The following is a 19,715-nucleotide window of genomic DNA, read 5'->3' on the forward strand; positions in this document are numbered from 1 at the left end:
TTTCTTTGTTCAGGCCTTGCTGGCCGCTACCTTGGCTGCAATATGGGCCATGGCTTCTTCCACCTGGTCCACCAGCACCAGGCACAGCTCGCCGGGTTTCAGTTGGTCCATGGCGGTGTCGATGGCCAGAAACTCCCCAAAGATCTCGGAACGCCTGACCGTGCGCTTGGCGTTCACCAAGCCTTCGCGTAGCAGGGCGATCACTTCGCCATCCTTGCGGCCGCGCTGGCACTGGTCCTCGAACATCACCACCTCGTCAAAGGCGTCGCCTAGGATCTCGGTTTGCTGGCGAATGTCCTGGTCGCGCCGGTCACCGGCGCCGCTGATGACCACCGCACGGCGCGTGGCCGGCATGGCTTGCACCGCCTGCACCAGCGCCAACATGGCGTCGGGGTTGTGGCCGTAGTCGGCAATCACGGTGGCGCCGCGGTAGCTGAACAGGTTGAAGCGGCCCGCAGCGTTGTGGCTGTCGTTGGAGAAGTTCGCCAAGCCCTGGCGAATCGTCGCCCAATCCTGCCCCAGGGCCCAAGCCGCGGCAACGCTGGCCATGACGTTGTCCACCTGGAAGCCGATGGCGCCACCCAGAGTGATGGGCACATCGGCCAGCGGAATGGATTGCAGCAGGTCACCCTTGGCCGCAATCAGGTGGCCGCCTTCCACAAACACCACGGCATGCCCCTGGGCGCGGTGCGTAGCCATGACCGGGTGGTTTTTGTCGGCGGTGAAGAAGGTGACCGAGCCCTTGCACTTGGCTGCCATGGCCGCCACGATGGGGTCGGCCGCGTTGAGCACGGCGGTGCCCGTAGGCGCCACGTTCTGCACGATGACGCGCTTGAGCACGGCCAGCTCGTTCACCGTGGTGATGTAGTTCAGGCCCAGGTGGTCGCCACTGCCCACGTTGGTGACGACAGCCACATCGCAGCGGTCAAAGGCCAGGCCTTCGCGCAGCACGCCACCGCGCGCAGTTTCGAGCACGGCGGCATCCACATCGGGGTGCAGCAGCACGCTGCGTGCGCTTTTGGGGCCGCTGCAGTCGCCGGTGTCGATGGTGTCGCCGTTGACGTACACGCCATCGGTGTTGGTCATGCCCACGCGCAGCCCGCTTTGCGTCAGCAGGTGCGAGATCAGGCGCACCGTGGTGGTCTTGCCGTTAGTGCCAGTGACAGCCACGATGGGGATGCGCCCGTCCTGGCCCTTTTTGAACATGCTGGAGATGATGGCCTCGCCCACGGCGCGGCCCTTGCCAAACGAAGGCGAGAGGTGCATGCGCAGGCCGGGAGCCGCGTTCACTTCCACAATGCCGCCGCCCTGGTCTTCCAGCGGTTGCAGGATGCTGTCGCTCACCACGTCCACACCGCAAATGTCCAGACCCACCATGTGCGCTGCGGCAATGGCGCGCGCAGCTACTTCGGGGTGCACATCGTCGGTCACGTCGGTGGCGGAGCCTCCGGTGGACAGGTTTGCGTTGTTGCGCAGGTTCACGCGCTGGCCCTTGGCAGGTACTGAATCAGCCGTCAGCCCTTGGCTGGCCAAGCAGGCGTGGGCAATCTCGTCAAAACGGATTTTGGTGAGCGAGGTAGCGTGGCCGGAGCCGCGCCTGGGGTCCAGGTTGACCTGCTCGACCAGTTGGGCAATGGTGTGCACGCCATCGCCGAACACCTTCGGTGGGTCGCGGCGGGCAGCAGCCACAAGTTTGTCCCCCACCACCAGCAGGCGGAAGTCGTTGCCGGGCATGAAGCGCTCGACCAGGATGTCATCGCGGAACTCGCGGGCCGTGGTGTAAGCCTTGCGCAACTGCGCTTCGGTGGTGATGTTCACTGTCACGCCCTTGCCCTGGTTGCCGTCATTGGGCTTGACCACCACGGGTAGGCCAATCTCTTGCGCAGCCTTCCAGGCGTCGTCCGCATCGGTGACTGCACGGCCACCGGGCACGGGCACGCCGGCCGCGGCCAGCAGCTTCTTGGTCAACTCTTTGTCTTGCGCAATGGCTTCGGCAATGGCGCTGGTTGCGTCCATCTCTGCTGCCTGGATGCGGCGCTGCTTGCTGCCCCAGCCTAGGCGCACCATGCTGCCCTCCGTCATGCGGCTGTAGGGAATGCCGCGGGCCACGGCGGCGTCCACGATGGAGCCGGTGCTGGGCCCCAGGCGCACGTCTTCGTCCAACTCGCGCAATTGGTCCAGCGCGGCACGCAGGTCAAAGTGCTTGTCTTCCAGCGCGGCCTGGCACAGCTGCTGGGCCAGTTCCATGGCCAGCTTGCCCACTTCTTCTTCGCTGTATTCCACCACCACCTGGTAAATGCGCGCTTCCAGCGTGGGCGTGGTGCAACTGAAGGTCACCGGGCAACCGGCCTGGGCCTGCAGGCCCAGGGCCGCCAGTTCCAGCACGCGGGCCATGGGGATGTGGTCATCGTGGCCAGTGGGCTGGAAGGGGCTGATCTCGGGGAAACGTGCGCGCAGGCGGACTTCGAATCCGGGCAGGTCACTAATTGAGCATTCCTCGGGGCGGCATTCCACCACCGACTGGATGGCCGTGTGGTGGCTCCACAGATTGGGGCCGCGCAGTGCGCGGATGCGGGTGACTTCCATGGTGGTGCTCAGTAGGGGTTTTTCTTGGGGCTGGAGTCAAAGGTGCGCAAGCCCGCACCAATTAACTCCACGGGGATATTGAGCGCCCAGGCTGCGGCCGTGGCGGCCATCACCAGCTCAGGCTGGGCCGCCTTGGCGGGTTTGAGTGAGGACAGCGGCAACAGGGCGATTTCTTCGGCACCCTGGGCCAGCACGATCTCGCCGTTGCGCAGGAACACTACGCGTTCTCCCACTGCCTGGTGGGCGGCCAGCGCAGGCTGTGCCGCGTCGGCAGCGTAAAAGATGACCTTGCCGTCGCAGAGCTCGGCCATCTCCACCACCTGAGGGTCGCTGGCATTGAGCACGGCTGTGCCCGTGGGCAGGATCACATCGACCTGGGTGCGCGCGACCTTGAAGGTTTGCTCGGCGTCCAAAATGTCAAAGTCTTTCAGGGCGGGCGTCCACTTGGCGTCTGTCACCACACCCACGGCGCATTTGTCGTAGGCCAGGCCTTCGCCCAGGATCATTGCGCTGCTGTTTTCAAACACGGCAGCCTGCACCGAGCGGTTGATTAGCAGGCGCTGGCTGGGTTCCCAGTGCGCGCAGTCGGTGGCCAGCACCTGGCGGCCATCAAGGTACAGACCTTCGCTGCAGGCCAGGCCCACATGCTTGCCGCTGATGTGGACCAGCCAGGCCACCAGGCGCGCCAGGCGGCCCGTGTTTTGGGTGCCGGTGATGCCGACCACGGGGATGCGTCCATCTGCCTCAGGGGCAAACAGGTGCGCCACGATAGCCTTGCCCACCGGGCGGCTGTGGCCCTCGGCGGGTTTGATGTGGGCCAAGAGGCCAGGGCTGGCGTTGACCTCGATCACCGCGCCTTGCTGGCTGCGGATGGGTTTGGAGATATCTTCCATCACCATGTCGATGCCCGCAATGTCCAGGCCCACCACGCGGGCAGCCAGGGCAGCGATGGCCGCAACGCTGGGGTGCATTTGGTCGGTCACATCGCAGGCCACGTTGCCATTGCGCTGGATCAGCACACGGCAATCTTTGGCTGGCACAGATTGGGCCGTCAGGCCCACTCGCTCCAGCTCCAGCGCCACCTCGGGGTTGTCGCTCAGGTCAATCAGGTTCAGCGGCGCGTCCTCGCCGGTGCCGCGGCGCGGGTCGGTGTTGAGCTGCTGGTCCACCAGCGTGGTCACGCTGGACACGCCATCGCCCACCACCCAGGCGGATTCACCGCGGGCAGCGGCTACCACCTGCTTGCCCACTACCAACAGGCGGTGTTCGTTGCCGGGGATGAATTTTTCGACGATGACGCTGCCACCGCTTTGCTGTTTGGCCACGTGGAAGGCGGCCACCACGCTGGCTTCGTCCATCAACTCCAGCGAGACGCCACGGCCATGGTTGCCGTCATAGGGCTTGATGGCCACGGGCATGCCAATGTCCTGCGCAGCCTCCCAGGCGGCTTCCGGGGAGTTGACCAGGGCGCCCTCGGGTACCGGTACACCGCAGGACTTGAGCAGGCTTTTGGTCAGGTCCTTGTCGCTGGCGATTTCTTCTGCAATGGCGGACGTCTGGTCTGTCTCTGCAGTCCAGATGCGGCGCTGCGCTTGGCCGTAGCCCAACTGAACCAGGTTGCCCTCAGTCAGTCGGATGGAAGGAATGCGTCGGTCGGAGGCCGCGTCCACGATGTTGGAGGTGCTGGGGCCCAGGCACAAGGAATCCACCTGGTCGCGCAGGATGGTCAATTGGGTATCCAGGTCGTAGACGGTGTTGTTAATGGCGGCCATGAGCAGATCGCGCGCCACGACCAAGGCTTGGCGTCCCACCTGCTCCTGGCGGGTGCGAAATGCGACTTTGTAGATGCCGCGCTGCGAGGTTTGCCGTGCCTTGCCAAAGCCGGTTTGCATGCCGGCCAGGTTTTGGATCTCCAGGGAGATGTGTTCCAGGATATGGGCGGCCCAGGTGCCTTCGCGCAGGCGCTCCAGAAAGCCCCCGCGCACGCCGGGGCTGCAGTGGTGTTCGATCAGGCCGGGCAGCCAGGCGGTGATGCGTTCGTAGAAGCCGGGCAGGGTGTTGGAGGGGAAATCCTCCAGCTCACCAATGTCAACCCAGGCCTCGATGACGGGCCGGTAGGTCCAGATATTGGGACCGCGCAGGTAGGTCACCCGCAGAATTTCAATGTTTTTCTTGGCTGTCATGGCTTGCTGTGGAGAAGGCGGTCCACCATTGTTACGCTGTGTGCGTTGTGTATTCTCGCTCACCCGGCGTTGGCGGGGTGGGCACACTGGTGGCAGGGCGTAATATCGTCAGGCTGACGCCGGGCGGGCCTTGGGGCCTGAAATCCCCCGCATTTTTGAATAAAAACCTATCCGTTGTTGTTAATGACCACTGAAGCACTGGCTGCTCCCCTGCCATTTGGCGAGATTTCCCCGCTGTGGCGCGACGAGGTGCAGTTGCAGCTCCGATCCCAAGAGAACGTGTTGGCCGCGCTGGAGGTTGACCTTGACCAGCAGCTGCGCTTTGTCCATGGCCTGGTGTTGGTGACCAGCCAGCGTCTGCTGAGCCGCACCGGCCCTCAAGGCGTCTGGCAGGACTGGGACCTGCAGCCTGGCCAAAACCTGCACCACCACGACCATGCGGGCGTAGGCCATCTGGACCTGCTGGATGCCCAGGGCCTGCTGGGCACCTGGCGCTTCACGCTGGGCCAGAACCTGCAAGCCATTCGCCTGGTGGACCAGTTCCAGGCCCAGCTGGAAAGCACCGTGTCGGGCCGCCCGCTGGCCCAGGCGCTGACCAATGTGTGCCCCAGCTGCAAGGCCCCGCTGGAGCCGGACCAAGAAGAATGCCCGGTGTGCACCAAGGTGGTCCACACGCCGCCCAGCACCTGGACGCTGTTTCGCCTGTGGCGCTTTGCCAAACCCTACCGCGGGCAGTTGCTGCTGGGCTTTGTGCTCACCCTGCTGGGCACTGCCGCCAACCTGGTGCCCCCCTACCTGACCATGCCGCTGATGGACAACGTGCTGATCCCGTTTCAGAACGGCCAGACCATAGACCCCATGCTGGTGACGATGTACATGGCCGGGCTGCTGGGCTCCGCGCTGGCGGCGTGGATTTTGAGCTGGGCCAAGACCTACATCCTGGCGCTGGTGTCCGAGCGCATTGGCGCGGACCTGCGCACCAGTACGTATGAGCATCTATTGCGCCTTTCGCTGGAGTACTTTGGTGGCAAGCGCACGGGCGACCTGATGTCGCGCATTGGCAGCGAAAGTGACCGCATCTGCGTGTTCCTCTCATTGCACCTGCTGGACTTTGCCACCGACGTGATCATGCTGACGATGACGGCGCTGATCCTGTTCTCCATCAACCCCTGGCTGGCGCTGGTGACGCTGGTGCCGCTACCCTTTATTGCCTGGATGATTCACTTTGTACGTGACCGCCTGCGCACCGGCTTCGAGAAGATTGACCGTGTCTGGGGTGAGGTGACCAATGTGCTGGCCGACACCATTCCAGGTATCCGCGTGGTCAAGGCCTTTGCGCAGGAGCGACGTGAGGCCAACCGCTTCCGCGAAGCCAACAAACACAACTTGGCGGTGAACGACCGTATTAACAAGATCTGGTCGCTGTTCTCCCCCAGCGTGTCGTTTTTGACCGAGCTGGGCCTGCTGGTCGTCTGGGCCTTTGGCATCTGGCAGGTGTCTAAAGGGCAGATCACCGTGGGGGTGCTCACCGCCTTCATCGCCTACATCAGCCGCTTTTATGGCCGTCTCGATTCCATGAGCCGCATTGTCTCGGTCACCCAAAAGTCGGCCTCGGCGGCCAAGCGCATTTTTGACATCCTGGACCATGTGTCCAGCGTGCCAGAACCGGTAAACCCCGTGCCCATGGGCACGGTGCAGGGCAGCATCGAGGTGCGCGATGTGGGCTTCCGCTACGGCAACCGCGAGGTGAACCGCGGCATCAGCCTGAAGATTGCGCCTGGCGAGATGATTGGCCTGGTGGGCCACAGCGGATCGGGCAAGAGCACGTTGGTGAATCTGATTTGCCGCTTTTACGATGTGTCCGAAGGCGCCATCCTCGTGGACGGCGTGGACATTCGTTCCTTTGCGATTTCTGACTACCGCCAGAACATTGGACTGGTGCTACAGGAGCCGTTTTTGTTCTTCGGCACCATTGCCGACAACATCGCCTATGGCAAGCCGGACGCGACTCGCGCACAAATCATTGCGGCGGCCCGTGCCGCCCATGCGCACGAGTTCATTCTGCGTCTGCCCCAGGGCTATGACTCCATGGTGGGTGAACGCGGCCAGGGCCTCTCGGGTGGCGAACGCCAGCGCATCTCCATAGCGCGTGCGCTGCTGATCGACCCGCGCATCCTGATCCTGGATGAAGCCACCTCGTCGGTGGACTCGGAGACCGAAAAAGAAATCCAGAAGGCGCTGGAGAACCTGGTGCAAGGCCGCACCACCATTGCCATTGCCCACCGCCTGTCTACCCTGCACCGGGCCGACCGTCTGGTGGTGCTGGACCGCGGACGGGTGGTGGAAGAGGGTACGCACGACGCGCTGATGGCGGCTGAGGGCGCCTACTTCAACCTCTACCAGGCGCAAGCGCGCAATATGGACATGGATATGGACGACGTGAAATGAGTGCTTTGACCTCCATCACTACCACGCGCTTCAGCCTGGAGCGCACATCGTTCGGCAAGCTGGTGCTGACCAATGCCGCGGGCGAACGCTTTGAAGGCGTGGTGCCGGTGCGTGCCTTCCCCATCCAGTCGCCTGATGACGGCATTTCGCTGGTGAGCACCGATGGCAAGGAAGTGGCCTGGGTGGACTTGCTGGCTGAGGTGCCCGAGCCCGCACAGGGTCTGATCCGTGCTGAGCTGGCTACGCGGGAGTTCATGCCCGTGATCGAACGCATTGTGTCGGTCACCAGCTATTCCACGCCGTGCACCTGGGTTGTGCAAACGGACCGTGGCGATACCGAGTTTGTGCTGCGCGGCGATGAAGACATCCGCCGCATTGGCAAGGAACACGCGCTCTTGATTGCCGATGCGCATGGCATCCAGTACTTGGTGCGCGACCAGTTTGCGCTGGACGCGCACAGCAAGCGGGTGCTGGACCGGTTTTTGTAGACCCGCCCCGGAGGTTTCAGACCTCCAGGTTGTCGATCAACCGCGTGGTGCCCAGCCGTGCTGCGGCCAGCACCACCAGCGCATCGCCCGCTTGCGGGGTTTGCAGGTCGGCCTGGCGGCGCACGGCCACGTAGTCGGGCAACCAGCCTGCGCTGCGCAGGGCGTTCATGCCTTCGGCTTCCAAACGCGCTACATCCTTGTCACCGGCACGCAAGGCTGTGACGATCTTTTTCAGGGTGGCAGACAGCAGCAGTGCTTCTTCGCGCTGCGCAGGGCTCAGGTAGCCATTGCGGCTGGACAGGGCCAGGCCCGCCTCGTTGCGCTGGGTCTCACCGCCCACCACGTCGATGGGCAAAGCGAACTGCTTGACCATATTGCGGATGACCATGAGCTGCTGGTAATCCTTCTTGCCGAACAATGCCGTGCGTGCCTGCGTGCAGGCCAGCAGCTTCATGACGACCGTGCACACGCCAATGAAAAAGCCGGGGCGGAAGTGGCCTTCCAGAATGTCGGCCAGCTCGGTGGGGGGGTGCATTTTGAAGGTCTGGGGCTGGGGATACAGCTCGGCCTCTTTGGGGGCGAACACGATGTCGCAGCCCGCGGCTTCCAACTGGGCACAGTCGGCTTCCAAGGTGCGTGGGTAGGTGTCAAAGTCTTCGTGCGGCGCAAACTGCAAGCGGTTCACAAAGATGGTGGACACGGTCACGTCGCCCAGCGGCTTGGCCTGGCGCACCAGCGCCAAGTGGCCCGCATGCAGGTTGCCCATGGTGGGCACCACGGCGGGGTGGCGGTACTGGTTCAGGGCCGCGCGCAGGTCGACAATGGTGTGGATGAGTTGCATAGGCGTTTCAGCGTGAAAACTTACCAGGCGTGGAGGGTGTCGTCGGGGAAGCTGCCGTTTTTCACAGCGGCGACATAGGCTTCCATGGCGCCGCGGATGCTCGTGGACTCGGCCATGAAGTTGCGCACGAACTTGGGGTTCTTGCCCAGGTTCACGCCCAGCATGTCGTGCAGCACCAGCACCTGGCCGGCCGTGCCCTTGCCGGCACCAATGCCAATGGTGGCGCAGTGGGGTAGTTCTTTCGTCAGTTCGGCCGACAGTGGCGCAGGCACCATCTCCAACACCACCATGGAGGCACCCGCGTCCTGCAGGGCCAGGGCTTGCTTCTTCATGAGGTCTGAGGCCACATCACCACGGCCCTGCACGCGGTAGCCGCCCAGGGCGTGCACGGTTTGCGGAGTCAGGCCTAGGTGCGCGCAGACGGGAATGCCGCGCTCCACCAAAAAGTGCACCACCTCGGTGGTCCAGCCGCCGCCCTCGAGCTTGACCATGTGCGCACCCGCCTGCATGAGCACGCTGGCGCTGCGGATGGCCTGCTCCTTGGATTCCTGGTAGCTGCCAAACGGCAGGTCGCCAATCAGCCAGGCCGTGCCCTGGGCCCGGCGCAGGCCACGGGCCACGCTCTCGGTGTGGTAGGCCATGTCGTCCAGCGTGACACCGACCGTGCTGTGCAGGCCGCGGCAGACCATGCCCAGCGAGTCGCCCACCAGGATGCACTCCACACCCGCCGCATCGGCCACGGCCGCGAAGGTGGCGTCGTAGGCGGTCAGCATGGTGATCTTCTCGCCGCGCGTGTGCATTTCCTGGATGCGCGGCAGGCTGATGGGCTTGCGCGTCGCCATGGGCGAGGCCGGGGGCAGCGTGCCGTAGGGGGATGCCGCGGCAGACGCGTTACCAGCAGGTTCTTGGGCCATGGACAGAGACTCCATCAACAGGGGTTGGGCGGGATGCGGGGCCGATACTAACCGCTAGCGGACGTATCGGTTAGTGACACCGCTCAAGCGGGGGAATAGGCCAGGCGCACGTAGATGGGTGCAAAGGCTTCGGCCTGGGTGATCTCGATCAGGGTTTCCTTGGCCAGCTCCAGGAGGGCGATGAAGGTCACCACCAGCACGGGCGAGCCCTGGCTGGGGTCGAAGAGGTCTTCAAAGCCCACAAAGCGACGCCCCTGCAGGCGTTTGAGCACGATGCTCATGTGCTCGCGCACCGAGAGTTCTTCGCGGCTGATCTTGTGGTGCTGCACCAGCCGGGCGCGCTTCATGATGTCGCGCCAGGCCTCTTGCAGGTCCACCAGGTGCACATCGGGAAAGCGCGGCTGCAGGCTTTGCTCGATGAAGACCTCGGCCTTCAGAAAGTCACGGCCAAACTGGGGAATGGCGTTCAGGCGGGCTGCCGCCAGCTTCATCTGCTCGTACTCCAGCAGGCGGCGCACCAGCTCGGCACGCGGGTCTTCGGCCTCTTCGCCCTCGGCCACCTTCTTGGGCGGCAGCAGCATGCGCGATTTGATCTCGATCAGCATGGCCGCCATCAGCAGGTATTCGGCCGCCAGCTCCAGGTTGTGCTTGCGGATCTGGTCCACGTAGACCAGGTACTGCTTGGTCACGCTGAGCATCGGGATGTCCAGAATGTTGAAATTCTGCTTTCGGATCAGGTACAGCAGCAAATCCAACGGGCCCTCGAAGGCCTCCAGGAACACCTCCAGCGCGTCGGGCGGAATGTACAGATCCTGCGGCATGGCAAACAGCGGCTCGCCATACAGGCGCGCCAGTGCCACGCGGTCCACCACCTCGGGCATGACCGCAATGGCGTCGGTGTCCGCGCCGCTGTCCGCAGGAGTGGTGCTCATGGTTTGCTATGAATTTGGGAGCTGCTCGCGCAATGTTGGCGAGGGCTAGATGCCAATTTGATGCTTATTTGGCTTCGGTTTGGTAGACGTAGGGCTTTTGCTCCACGCGGGCCTCGCCGTATTCCTTCACCGCGTTGCGGTCGATCTTTTTGTCCCACAGCAGGGCGCGGCCCTGGCGCTGCTCGGCTTCCAGTGTGGGCTTGGCCACTTTCAGGTGGTCAATGAACTGGGTGGCTTCGGATTGGTAATCGGGGCGGCGGAAAATGCTCATGGGGGGTCCTCGTTATGGCCATTTTAGCTGCCGGTTACTTTGCCCACGGCACCCAGCATTTCATGCACGTCGTGCACCATGACCGCCAGAAACAGCGTGAGGCCCAGGTAGTACATGGCGTATTCCAGTCGCACGGTGGCACTCACGGCGTAATAGGTCTGCGCTTCTTCGCTGTCGGTGCGGTATTTGATGGCTTTCCAGACCTGCGGCGCTGCCAGAACGCCGATCAGTATCAGCATGGGGCTGGGCCGCCACAAAAATACCCCTACCAATACCGGCACGCCCAGCAACCAGATGCGCGGAGACAGTACGGCGGTGATGCGCCCGCCGTCCAACGGCGACAAGGGGATCAGGTTGAACAGGTTCAGAAAGAAGCCCGAGTAGGCAATCGCCAGCAGCAGGTTGCTGTCGGTCTCGCGGGCGGCAAAGTAGCAAACCAATGCGCCCAGGCTGCCCAACAGCGGGCCACCCAGGCCCACCCACGCTTCGGTTTCCGCATCGTGCGGGATGTCCTTGAGCTCGACCCAGGCGCCCACAAAGGGAATGAAGGTAGGCGCCCCCACATTCAGGCCGCGCTGGCGCGCCGCCAGGTAGTGGCCCATCTCGTGCACAAAAAGCAGCAGCACAAAACCCACCGCATAGCGCCAGCCGTAAATCCAGGCATAGGCCAGCACCGACAGCAGCATGGTGCCGCCGGTGGTGAAGAGCTTGCCCAGCTTGACGCCGGACAACAGCAGCAAAAGCAGCTTGGTCATGGTGTTTCAGATCCCCACGGGCACCGGGTTTCAGGCCGTGGGCGGTAGCGTGGGGTCGCTGTTTGTTTCAGCCACCGCCGGCGCCGGAGCAGACTTCTTTTTGCCAAAGAATTTCATCGCTGTGCCGCCGAAGGCCACCACGGCCAGGGCAATCACCTTGGCAAATTTGGCCAGAAACACGGCGGCAACGGCAAAAAAGCCCAGCTTCTTGGCCGCCACGCCCACCACCAGCGCGGCCAGCCCGTATTCGGCCACCTTGTCGGTGCTGGAGTTGAAGTCGGCATAGCGCTTGCCATCGTTGAACTGCAGCGCGTCCAGCAGCCCATGGGCCTGCGGCTTGTAGGTGGGCAACTCGGCCAGGCCTGTCACCAGGTTCATGCTGAAGTAGCCCTCACGGCCCAGCGCGTAGGTGTTGTAGTTCACGCCCTGGGGTTCATTCTCGGCAGCGCCAATGTCCCGCGAGGACATGGCCCAGGCCAGGCGGTGTGTCGCACTGTCATAGGCGGGCTTTTGGGCCCAGCCGAGAATCTCCAGGCCGGGAACGCCCATCTTCTTGCGCTCTTCGTTGGAGGCCTCTGTGCCTTCGCGGTAGCTCTTGAGCAGATCGTCCGCGTTCCACTCCTTGGCATCGTCGTCCTTGACGTAGCCGGAACTCTCATAGCGGATGGTCATGAACCACGGCGCGTTGTCGTTGGGAAATACCAGACCCTGCAATGCAGAGTCCTGGCCGGGGTTACCCATGGCATTGAGCAGCTTGCCAGCCTGTGGCTGCGGAATGAACACCTGGCCATCGACTATCGCCAGTGTGGCCTGGTTGGTGAGAGGGACGCTGGCGGGTCCCGCTGTGGACGCAGCTTTGGCGTCCGCCCAAATTTTTTCGGTCTCTTCTTTGCTCAGGGCCTGTGCCCCGGCCGTGGAGATATGCAGGCACACCAGCGCCAGCATCGCGCGCGCGATCCATGTTTTCATCTCAAACTCCCTGTGTATTTATGGAAAAACCGCGAAGATTCTGACACAGCGAAGTCGTTCCACCACGAAGAGCCCCGTCTGGCAGCGTCTGTATGGCCTTGCCGTTATCCTTGGCGCCCATGACGTATTTTGAATTTACCCCCACCGAGATCACCTCCCTGGCCGAGGCCGATGTCGCCCGTGCCCTGCTGGAGGACGTGGGAGCTGGCGACCTGACCGCTGCCCTGATCGACCCCACCCGCCGCGCCCGCGCCCGCGTGCTGGCGCGGGAGTCCGCCGTCATTTGCGGCGAAGCCTGGGCCACCGCTGCAGTGCGGGCGCTGGACCCGAGTGCGGCCATCGTCTGGCATGTGCGCGAGGGTCAGCGCTGCCATGGGGATCAGGTGGTGGTGGAGATGGAGGGCAACGCCCAGGCGCTGCTGACGGCCGAGCGCACTGCGCTGAACTTTTTGCAGCTGCTGAGCGCCGTGGCGACCAAGACCGCTACCTTTGTCAGCGCGGTCGAATCGGTGCCCGGCAACCGCGCGGCCATTGTGGACACGCGCAAGACCCTTCCCGGCCTGCGCCTGGCGCAGAAGTACGCGGTGCGCGCGGGCGGCGGCACCAACCACCGCATCGGCCTGTTTGACGCCGTGTTGATCAAGGAAAACCACATTGCCGCGGCCGGTGGCGTTACCGCCGCGCTGCAGCGCGCCAACCAGCTGGCCCAGAGCGCCAAGTTCATCGAGGTGGAGGTGGAAACGCTGGAGCAGCTGCGCGAGGCGCTGGACTGCGGCGCCCAGATGGTGCTGCTGGACAACATGACGCTGGCCCACCTGGTGCAGGCCGTGGCGCTGAACGCCGGGCGTGCGACTCTGGAAGTCTCGGGTGGTGTGAATCTGGACACCGTGCGCGCCATTGCCGCCACCGGCGTGGACCGCATCTCCATCGGCGCCCTGACCAAGGACGTGAAGGCCACCGATTTCTCCATGCGCTTTGAGGACCTGTGATGTCTGCAACCGATGTGATCGACGTCGAATACGAGCAACCCGCCTGTAGCACCCAGCATGCCTGGGCCCGCGTACCGGTGGAACCCACGCCCAGCCAGCGCGTGGCGCTGAAAGAGAAGATCAAGCGCTTGCTGAAGGAAAAGAATGCAGTGATGGTCTCGCACTACTACGTGCACCCGGACCTGCAGGACCTGGCCGAGGAAACCGGCGGCCTGGTGAGCGATTCTCTGGAGATGGCCCGCTTTGGCCGCGACCACAGCGCGCAGACGCTGGTGGTGTCGGGCGTGAAGTTCATGGGCGAGACCAGCAAGATTTTGTCGCCGCACAAGACGGTGCTCATGCCCGATCTGGACGCCACCTGTTCGCTCGATCTGGGCTGCCCCATCACGGAGTTCAACGCCTTTTGCGATGCCCACCCGGACCGCACCGTGGTGGTTTACGCCAACACCAGTGCCGAGGTGAAAGCCCGCGCCGACTGGCTGGTGACCAGCAGCTGCGCACTCGACATCGTGCGTGCCCTGAAGGACAAGGGCCAGAAAATCCTGTGGGCACCCGACAAGCACTTGGGTGGCTACATCCAGCGCGAAACCGGGGCCGACATGGTGTTCTGGGAAGGCGCCTGCATCGTGCACGACGAGTTCAAGGCCTTTGAGCTGGAAGCGCTGATGAAAGAGCACCCCACGGCCAAAGTGCTGGTGCACCCCGAGTCGCCCAAAGACATCGTGGCCCTGGCGCACGCCGTGGGGTCCACCAGCGGCATTCTCAAGGCCGCGCAGACGCTGGACGCCGACACCTTCATCGTGGCCACCGACAACGGCATGCTGCACAAGCTGCGCACGCTGAACCCGACCAAGACCTTCATCGAAGCGCCCACCGCGGGCAACAGCGCCACCTGCAAGAGTTGCGCCCACTGCCCCTGGATGGCCATGAACGGCTTGGCCGGTGTGGCCATGGTGCTGGAGCATGGTGTCAACGAAATTCAGGTGAACCCCGCGCTCATCGAACGTGCGCGCCTGCCCATCGACCGCATGCTGGCCTTTACTGCGGCGCTGAAGAATGGGCAGCCCGTGGGTGGGCTGATTCCGAATATCGGGGCGGCCTGAAACCCGCCTGTCACATCACCATACGCGAAAGATCTCGCCGTTGGCTGCGCCATCCACGCTGCGCGCATAGGCCAAAGCCACACGGGCAGCGGGCACCGGTTCAAAGCCAATGAAGTAGGGGCCGTAGACGGCAAGGGACTCGGTCAGCACGGTCGGGCTCACGACGTTGATACGCTGGCCGCGCTCCAACTCGGTGGCTGCGCCCTTGGCAAAGCCTTCCAGTGCGCCGTTCACCGCGGAGGCGTTGACGATTTTGCGTATGCGTGCATGGACCGCAATGCCACTGGTGAGGGTGAAAGAGCCGCCGTCGTTGAGGTACTTTTGGCCCTGCAAGACCAACTCCACCTGGCCCATGAGTTTGCTGTTCAGGCCGATGCGGAATTGCTCTCCCGTCATCTCTGTCAGGGGGCCGAAATGAACGTCCCCCACGGCAGCCACCATGGCGTCCACACGGCCCACTTTTTTGAGCAAAGCGGCAATGCTTTCGGGCCGGGTCATGTCCACCGGATGTGTGGCACTGCTGCGACTTGCCTGAATGACTTCATGGCGCGAAGACAACTCTTGAACCACGGCCTGCCCAATGGTGCCGCTGGCACCGACTACGAGAACTTTCATCTGTTTCCTTCCATTCATGCATGCCGACATGGCATGAAGGGCAGTGTTGATTGAAATCCAAAAGAGATAAATTGGCATACATTTACTTCATCTATAACCAATAGTTTTCAATGAAGTGAGGGCCCAGCGTGGACAAACTGCAAAGCATGGCGGTATTTGTGGCCACCGTAGACCGCGGCAGCCTGAGCGCTGCTGCCGAGATGTTTGACATCTCGCCCCCCATGGTGGGCAAGCACATACGCCACCTGGAGGAGCGGCTGGGCGCGCGCCTGCTTGCCCGTACGACGCGGCGCCAAAGCTTGACCGAAATGGGGCGCGTGTATCTGGAGCAGTGTCGCCAGATTCTGGAGCAGGTACAGGCGGCCGAGTCAGGCGCGGCACAGCTGCGTAGCAACGCCAAGGGCCTGCTGCGGATCAATACCCCGGTGTCTTTGGGCACGGTCATGCTGGCGCCCGCACTCACGCGGTTTTTAGAGCAACAGCCTGAGGTGCAGGTGGAACTGATTCTGAATGACCGGGTCGTCAACATCGTGGAGGAAGGCTTTGACGTGGCCTTTCGCATCGGTACGCTGGCGGACTCCGGCCTGGTGGCCCGGCGCTTGAAGGACTACGGTGTGATGATCTGCGCCGCGCCTAGCTACTTGCAGCGCCATGGCACGCCGCTGCATCCGGATGAACTGAGCGATCACCAATGTCTGGGCTTCACGCACTGGTCCAAGAAAGGCGGATGGGCTCTGGGTCGCCAGGAAACCCCGCCACGTGGCTGGCCCTTGAGTCGTTTTCAGTCCAACAACAGCCTGGCACTGCGCATGGCCGCGCTGGAAGGCTTTGGCATCGTGATGCAGCACTCCGTCATGCTGGCCGGGGACGTGGCGGCAGGCCGGCTGGTGGAGCTACTGAGCGACTACTGCCCACCACCGCGCCAGGTGCATCTGGTCTACCCCAAAGACAGGCAGCCCATGCCCAAGCTAAGCCGGTTCATTGAATTTGTTTTGGCGGAGTTTGGGCCTTAGTCTTCCGCGTCGGTATCCATGGTGGAGGCTTGGTCATTCATAGTCGGGTAATCTAGGGTTTTTATGCCCCTGGCCACCGCGGAATATGCGCGAGTAGCTATCAAAATAAGAGCAAAGGACGTCCCATGACCGATCTGTCGAAGTTCCCCATCACCGCCAAATGGCCTGCCCAGCACCCGGACCGCCTGCAGCTCTACTCGCTGCCCACGCCCAACGGCGTGAAGGTGAGCATTGCGCTGGAAGAGACGGGTCTGGCCTACGAGCCGCACCTGGTGAGCTTCCAGACCAACGACCAGCTCACGCCCGAATTTATCTCGCTGAACCCCAACAACAAGATCCCCGCCATCATCGACCCCAACGGTCCCGGCGGCCAGCCGCTGGCGCTGTTCGAGTCCGGCGCCATCCTGATCTACCTGGCTGAGAAAACCGGCCAGCTCATGTCCCAAGACCCGGCTAAACGCTACGAGACCATCCAGTGGGTGATGTTCCAGATGGGTGGTATTGGCCCCATGTTTGGGCAGTTGGGCTTCTTCCACAAGTTTGCCGGCAAGGACTTTGAAGACAAGCGACCGTGCGACCGCTATGTGGCCGAGAGCAAGCGTTTGCTGGGCGTGCTGGACAAGCACCTGCAGGGCCGCGAGTGGATCATGGGCGCGGACTACAGCATTGCCGACATCGCCACCTTCCCCTGGGTGCGCAACCTGATCGGCTTTTATGGTGCGGGCGACCTGGTGGGCTTTGCCGACTTTCCCGAAGTGGCGCGCGTGCTGGCGGCCTTTGTGGCGCGGCCTGCCGTGGCCAAGGGCCTGGTAATTCCCGCTTAAGAAAGCTCAGGCATCATTGAAGGGCAGGGAGGCGGTGGGCCCATCCACCGAGCTGCGGAAAGGTTGCCGTGAGTTCTTCAGAAGCAGAGACATCTGACGTATCGAGTTTTTCCATTGCCAGACAGCACATCGTGGACGCCGACAAGTCCATCGTGGGCTACGAGCTGTTCAACCGCACGCAGGGCGCGCGCGACCACACGCTGGCCAGCGATGTGTCGCTGGTGCTCAATGTCATGGCGCAAAGCGGCACCAAGCTGGTCAATGCCCAGGCCGACCTGTTCCTCAACGCCACGCACGAGAGCCTGACCGGCTCCCACTGGGACTTTCTGGTGCCCCAGCGCACCATCATCGAAGTACCGCCGGTGGCCGGGCACGACCCCGCTGCCATCGAAGAGTCCCGGCTCAAGCTGCAGGCCCTGCGCAAGCGGGGTTTCCGGCTGGCCTTCAACCATACGGTGGTGGCACCGCTCTACAAGTCCTGGCAGGGCATTGCCGACTTTGTGAAGGTGGATGTGCGGGCCGTTGACCCCGCCAAACTCAAACTGCTGGTGGATGCCATCCAGAACCGCACCGGCGCCATTGCCGTGGCCGAGAAGGTGGAGAGTGCCGCGCAGTTCGAAATCTACAAGGACATGGGTTTCCATTTCTTTCAGGGCTACTGGTTCTCGCGGCCCGAGCTGGTCAAGACCCAGACGGTCAGCCCCAGCCAGGCCAGTGCGGCCAACCTGTTCAGCAAGCTGCGCAGCGAGGCCGATGTGGACGAAATTGAACTCGCCATCAAGAAGGACGCCGCACTGGGCTACAACCTGCTGCGCCTGATCAACTCCGCTGGCCTGGGTCTGCGCACCAAGATCACCTCCATCCGCCAGGCCGTCATGCTGCTGGGCAACGAACGCCTGCAGCGCTGGGCCGCCATGCTGATGACGGCGGGGGTGGATGGCAAGCCCAGCCTGGCCGGCAACATGGCCGTGGTGCGGGCCAAGATGATGGAGCTGCTGGGGGCCAAAACGCTGTCACCCGAAGAGCAGGAAGAAGCCTTCCTGATCGGTCTGTTCTCGCTGCTGGACCGCATGCTGGGCTGCCCGCTGGCTGAGGCGGTGTCGATGTTGGGGTTGGATGGCGTCATCACCGAAGCGCTGCTCAAAGGCACCGGCAAGTACATGGACCTGCTGGCCATGGCCATTGCCTGCGAGATGGAGGATGCCACCATCTTTGCCGAAGCCGCACAGCGCCTGGACCTGTCGTACCGCGACATCAATGTGGCGCAAATGGAAGCCATCGTCTGGGCCGACGCGGTCTACCAATAGACGCACAGGACACAACCGTATGCACTTTGCCGCCATCGGGGCTGGCGTTGCAGGTTTGGCCACCGCTATTGCGCTGCGCCAAGCCGGCCACACCGTCGCCGTGTATGAGCAGGCTCCGGCCATTCGCAGCCTGGGCGCGGGCATTGTGAGCTGGCCTAACGCCAGCTGGGTGCTGGATACTTTGGGCCTGTGGGACCTGTTGCGGCCGCACGGCACGCGGGTGCATGCCATGCGCCGGTTCACGTCAGACGGCGAAGCGCTGGGCAGCATCGATGTGCGTGCCGTTGACGACGCCATGGGCCACGCCAGCATGGCTATCCTGCGCCATGACCTGATGAACGCGCTGCTGGCGCGTGCGGTGGAGCTGGGCGTGGTGCTGCACTACGGCCACCGCCTGCGCGATGTGGCGGCACTGCACGATGCGGGCCCCGGCGCTACACAACTGATTTTTGAAAACGGCGTGGTGGCTGAGCCCGACTGGGTGCTGGGCACCGAGGGTCGCATGCGCTCGCGCTGCCGGGCCTTTGTGCTGGGATCGGAAGAGCATGCCCGCCCGGTGTACCAGGGCTTTGTGAACTGGATTGGTATTTGCGAAACGGCGGAGCCGGTGTTCGAGCCCGGTGCCGTGCTGGACTACTGGGGCACGGGTGAGCGCTTTGGGGTGGTGGCCCTGTCGCCGCACCACGCCTACTGGGCGGGTGGTGCCGCTGCGCCCTTGGGGCAAGCCCAGCCCGCGCACTACCGGGCGGAATTGACCCGGCGCTTTGCCCACTGGCCCGCGCCTGTGCAACATGCTTTGGCGGGCACGCCGGACAGCGGCATCCACCAGATCTTTCTGCACGACCACGACCCCACGCCCCAGTGGCAGCGCGCCAATGTGCTGCTGCTGGGCGACGCGGCGCACGCGCCCCTGCCCACTTCGGGCCAGGGCGCCTGCCAAGCGCTGGAAGATGCCTGGCATCTAGCGCAATGCCTGCCTGCTGATGTGGTGGATGTGGCTTTGGCCTTGCAGCAGTTTGCACAACTGCGCCAGCCCAAGACATCGGGCATCATCCAGTCTGGCCGTGGCTTGGCGCGCAGTATTTTTCACACCCCGCCTGTGGGCATTGCGCAGCGCAACCGCTTGGCGCGCGAGACCGACTACACGGCCATGGCGGCCGGCATGGCCCAGGGCTGGGGGCAGGGCTTACCAAATTGATAGCGATTCAGGAGCAACCCCGACTCAATCTTCAACAAACGCCTCTTCACGCTTAGCCTTGATGGAAGGCATAAGCACCACGACCAGCAACAGCACAGCCGCAGCCAGCAGACTGGCTGACAGAGGACGGGTGAGGAACACACTCCAGTCCCCACGGCTGAGCAGCAGTGCACGGCGCAAGTACTCTTCCATCATCGGCCCCAGGATAAAGCCCAGCAGCAGCGGAGCAGGTTCTGTGCCCAGCTTGATGAACAGGTAACCAATCACGCCAAACAGGCC

At 63.3% G+C, this 19,715-nt stretch carries 17 protein-coding genes and 1 pseudogene; 8 read left to right on the forward strand and 10 right to left on the reverse strand.

Translation table 11 applies throughout. The annotated features are described in order from the left end of the window. Nucleotides 1-9: 9 nt before the first annotated feature. Together cphA and AC1DZ5_RS13760 are read right to left on the reverse strand one after the other, a co-directional pair. Nucleotides 10-2,586, reverse strand: a complete 2,577-nt coding sequence (gene cphA / locus AC1DZ5_RS13755; protein WP_477889927.1) for a cyanophycin synthetase — start codon at nucleotides 2,584-2,586, stop codon at nucleotides 10-12. 8 nt (nucleotides 2,587-2,594) lie between these two features. Further along, on the reverse strand, nucleotides 2,595-4,769 hold the full coding sequence (locus tag AC1DZ5_RS13760) for a cyanophycin synthetase (RefSeq protein ID WP_477889929.1): 2,175 nt from the start codon (nucleotides 4,767-4,769) through the stop codon (nucleotides 2,595-2,597). A 183-nt stretch (nucleotides 4,770-4,952) separates the two neighbouring features. Between AC1DZ5_RS13760 and AC1DZ5_RS13765 the strand changes: the two genes are divergently transcribed. Continuing rightward, nucleotides 4,953-7,217: a cyanophycin metabolism-associated ABC transporter gene (locus AC1DZ5_RS13765; RefSeq protein ID WP_477889931.1), complete on the forward strand. Its 2,265-nt coding sequence runs from the start codon at nucleotides 4,953-4,955 to the stop codon at nucleotides 7,215-7,217. Continuing rightward, nucleotides 7,214-7,705, forward strand: coding sequence for a cyanophycin metabolism-associated DUF1854 family protein (locus tag AC1DZ5_RS13770; protein WP_477889933.1), 492 nt, complete (start codon nucleotides 7,214-7,216; stop codon nucleotides 7,703-7,705). The genes AC1DZ5_RS13765 and AC1DZ5_RS13770 overlap by 4 nt, the downstream gene beginning before the upstream one ends. A 16-nt stretch (nucleotides 7,706-7,721) precedes the next feature. Here the strand turns inward: AC1DZ5_RS13770 and panC are convergent, their stop codons facing one another. From panC to AC1DZ5_RS13800, 6 genes are all read right to left on the reverse strand, one after another. Next, nucleotides 7,722-8,546: a pantoate--beta-alanine ligase gene (gene panC, locus AC1DZ5_RS13775; RefSeq protein ID WP_477889935.1), complete on the reverse strand. Its 825-nt coding sequence runs from the start codon at nucleotides 8,544-8,546 to the stop codon at nucleotides 7,722-7,724. A gap of 20 nt (nucleotides 8,547-8,566) precedes the next feature. Next, nucleotides 8,567-9,460: a 3-methyl-2-oxobutanoate hydroxymethyltransferase gene (gene panB, locus AC1DZ5_RS13780; RefSeq protein ID WP_477889937.1), complete on the reverse strand. Its 894-nt coding sequence runs from the start codon at nucleotides 9,458-9,460 to the stop codon at nucleotides 8,567-8,569. Nucleotides 9,461-9,543: 83 nt separating this feature from the next. Beyond that, on the reverse strand, nucleotides 9,544-10,392 hold the full coding sequence (locus AC1DZ5_RS13785) for a segregation and condensation protein A (protein WP_477889939.1): 849 nt from the start codon (nucleotides 10,390-10,392) through the stop codon (nucleotides 9,544-9,546). A 64-nt stretch (nucleotides 10,393-10,456) separates the two neighbouring features. Beyond that, entirely contained in the window at nucleotides 10,457-10,663 is a 207-nt protein-coding gene (locus AC1DZ5_RS13790) for a DUF3460 family protein (protein ID WP_477889941.1), read from the reverse strand. 23 nt (nucleotides 10,664-10,686) lie between these two features. Next, nucleotides 10,687-11,418 carry a site-2 protease family protein gene (locus AC1DZ5_RS13795; RefSeq protein WP_477889943.1) on the reverse strand — a complete coding sequence of 244 codons (732 nt, stop codon included), beginning with the start codon at nucleotides 11,416-11,418 and terminating at the stop codon, nucleotides 10,687-10,689. Between the two features lie 30 nt (nucleotides 11,419-11,448). Continuing rightward, complete coding sequence (locus AC1DZ5_RS13800; protein WP_477889945.1) at nucleotides 11,449-12,387, reverse strand: DUF2167 domain-containing protein; 939 nt, start codon at nucleotides 12,385-12,387, stop codon at nucleotides 11,449-11,451. Between the two features lie 119 nt (nucleotides 12,388-12,506). Between AC1DZ5_RS13800 and nadC the strand changes: the two genes are divergently transcribed. Further along, nucleotides 12,507-13,376: a carboxylating nicotinate-nucleotide diphosphorylase gene (nadC, locus tag AC1DZ5_RS13805; RefSeq protein ID WP_477889947.1), complete on the forward strand. Its 870-nt coding sequence runs from the start codon at nucleotides 12,507-12,509 to the stop codon at nucleotides 13,374-13,376. Next, the gene (gene nadA, locus AC1DZ5_RS13810; protein ID WP_477889949.1) at nucleotides 13,376-14,479 is read left to right on the forward strand and encodes a quinolinate synthase NadA; all 1,104 of its coding nucleotides are present in this window, start codon (nucleotides 13,376-13,378) and stop codon (nucleotides 14,477-14,479) included. The genes nadC and nadA overlap by 1 nt, the downstream gene beginning before the upstream one ends. A gap of 15 nt (nucleotides 14,480-14,494) precedes the next feature. Here nadA and AC1DZ5_RS13815 read toward each other — a convergent pair whose 3' ends face one another. Continuing rightward, nucleotides 14,495-15,094 (reverse strand): short chain dehydrogenase, encoded by a 600-nt coding sequence (locus AC1DZ5_RS13815; RefSeq protein ID WP_477889951.1) that lies wholly within the window; start codon nucleotides 15,092-15,094, stop codon nucleotides 14,495-14,497. Nucleotides 15,095-15,222: 128 nt separating this feature from the next. Here AC1DZ5_RS13815 and AC1DZ5_RS13820 point away from each other — a divergent pair, with 128 nt between their 5' ends. The 4 genes from AC1DZ5_RS13820 to AC1DZ5_RS13835 all read left to right on the forward strand — a co-directional run bounded on the left by AC1DZ5_RS13820 (nucleotide 15,223) and on the right by AC1DZ5_RS13835 (nucleotide 19,436). Next, complete coding sequence (locus AC1DZ5_RS13820) at nucleotides 15,223-16,107, forward strand: LysR family transcriptional regulator (RefSeq protein ID WP_477889953.1); 885 nt, start codon at nucleotides 15,223-15,225, stop codon at nucleotides 16,105-16,107. A 125-nt stretch (nucleotides 16,108-16,232) separates the two neighbouring features. Beyond that, complete coding sequence (locus AC1DZ5_RS13825; RefSeq protein ID WP_477889955.1) at nucleotides 16,233-16,931, forward strand: glutathione S-transferase N-terminal domain-containing protein; 699 nt, start codon at nucleotides 16,233-16,235, stop codon at nucleotides 16,929-16,931. A 68-nt stretch (nucleotides 16,932-16,999) separates the two neighbouring features. Next, entirely contained in the window at nucleotides 17,000-18,238 is a 1,239-nt protein-coding gene (locus AC1DZ5_RS13830; RefSeq protein WP_477889957.1) for an EAL and HDOD domain-containing protein, read from the forward strand. A gap of 19 nt (nucleotides 18,239-18,257) precedes the next feature. After that, nucleotides 18,258-19,436 (forward strand): FAD-dependent monooxygenase, encoded by a 1,179-nt coding sequence (locus AC1DZ5_RS13835; protein ID WP_477889959.1) that lies wholly within the window; start codon nucleotides 18,258-18,260, stop codon nucleotides 19,434-19,436. 24 nt (nucleotides 19,437-19,460) lie between these two features. On the opposite strand, the pseudogene AC1DZ5_RS13840 reads toward AC1DZ5_RS13835, so the two are convergent. Then, nucleotides 19,461-19,715, reverse strand: a pseudogene (locus AC1DZ5_RS13840) (tripartite tricarboxylate transporter permease); the annotation flags it as partial.

It is taken from the genome of Rhodoferax sp. P1_F3 (genome assembly GCF_056405715.1).

Bases quoted from the DNA above. Each gene is read 5' to 3' on its own strand.
- cphA (WP_477889927.1), bottom strand. From the start codon at position 2,586: ATGGAAGTCACCCGCATCCGCGCACTGCGCGGCCCCAATCTGTGGAGC.
- AC1DZ5_RS13760 (WP_477889929.1), bottom strand. From the start codon at position 4,769: ATGACAGCCAAGAAAAACATTGAAATTCTGCGGGTGACCTACCTGCGC.
- AC1DZ5_RS13765 (WP_477889931.1), top strand. From the start codon at position 4,953: ATGACCACTGAAGCACTGGCTGCTCCCCTGCCATTTGGCGAGATTTCC.
- AC1DZ5_RS13770 (WP_477889933.1), top strand. From the start codon at position 7,214: ATGAGTGCTTTGACCTCCATCACTACCACGCGCTTCAGCCTGGAGCGC.
- panC (WP_477889935.1), bottom strand. From the start codon at position 8,546: ATGCAACTCATCCACACCATTGTCGACCTGCGCGCGGCCCTGAACCAG.
- panB (WP_477889937.1), bottom strand. From the start codon at position 9,460: ATGGCCCAAGAACCTGCTGGTAACGCGTCTGCCGCGGCATCCCCCTAC.
- AC1DZ5_RS13785 (WP_477889939.1), bottom strand. From the start codon at position 10,392: ATGAGCACCACTCCTGCGGACAGCGGCGCGGACACCGACGCCATTGCG.
- AC1DZ5_RS13790 (WP_477889941.1), bottom strand. From the start codon at position 10,663: ATGAGCATTTTCCGCCGCCCCGATTACCAATCCGAAGCCACCCAGTTC.
- AC1DZ5_RS13795 (WP_477889943.1), bottom strand. From the start codon at position 11,418: ATGACCAAGCTGCTTTTGCTGCTGTTGTCCGGCGTCAAGCTGGGCAAG.
- AC1DZ5_RS13800 (WP_477889945.1), bottom strand. From the start codon at position 12,387: ATGAAAACATGGATCGCGCGCGCGATGCTGGCGCTGGTGTGCCTGCAT.
- nadC (WP_477889947.1), top strand. From the start codon at position 12,507: ATGACGTATTTTGAATTTACCCCCACCGAGATCACCTCCCTGGCCGAG.
- nadA (WP_477889949.1), top strand. From the start codon at position 13,376: ATGTCTGCAACCGATGTGATCGACGTCGAATACGAGCAACCCGCCTGT.
- AC1DZ5_RS13815 (WP_477889951.1), bottom strand. From the start codon at position 15,094: ATGAAAGTTCTCGTAGTCGGTGCCAGCGGCACCATTGGGCAGGCCGTG.
- AC1DZ5_RS13825 (WP_477889955.1), top strand. From the start codon at position 16,233: ATGACCGATCTGTCGAAGTTCCCCATCACCGCCAAATGGCCTGCCCAG.
- AC1DZ5_RS13835 (WP_477889959.1), top strand. From the start codon at position 18,258: ATGCACTTTGCCGCCATCGGGGCTGGCGTTGCAGGTTTGGCCACCGCT.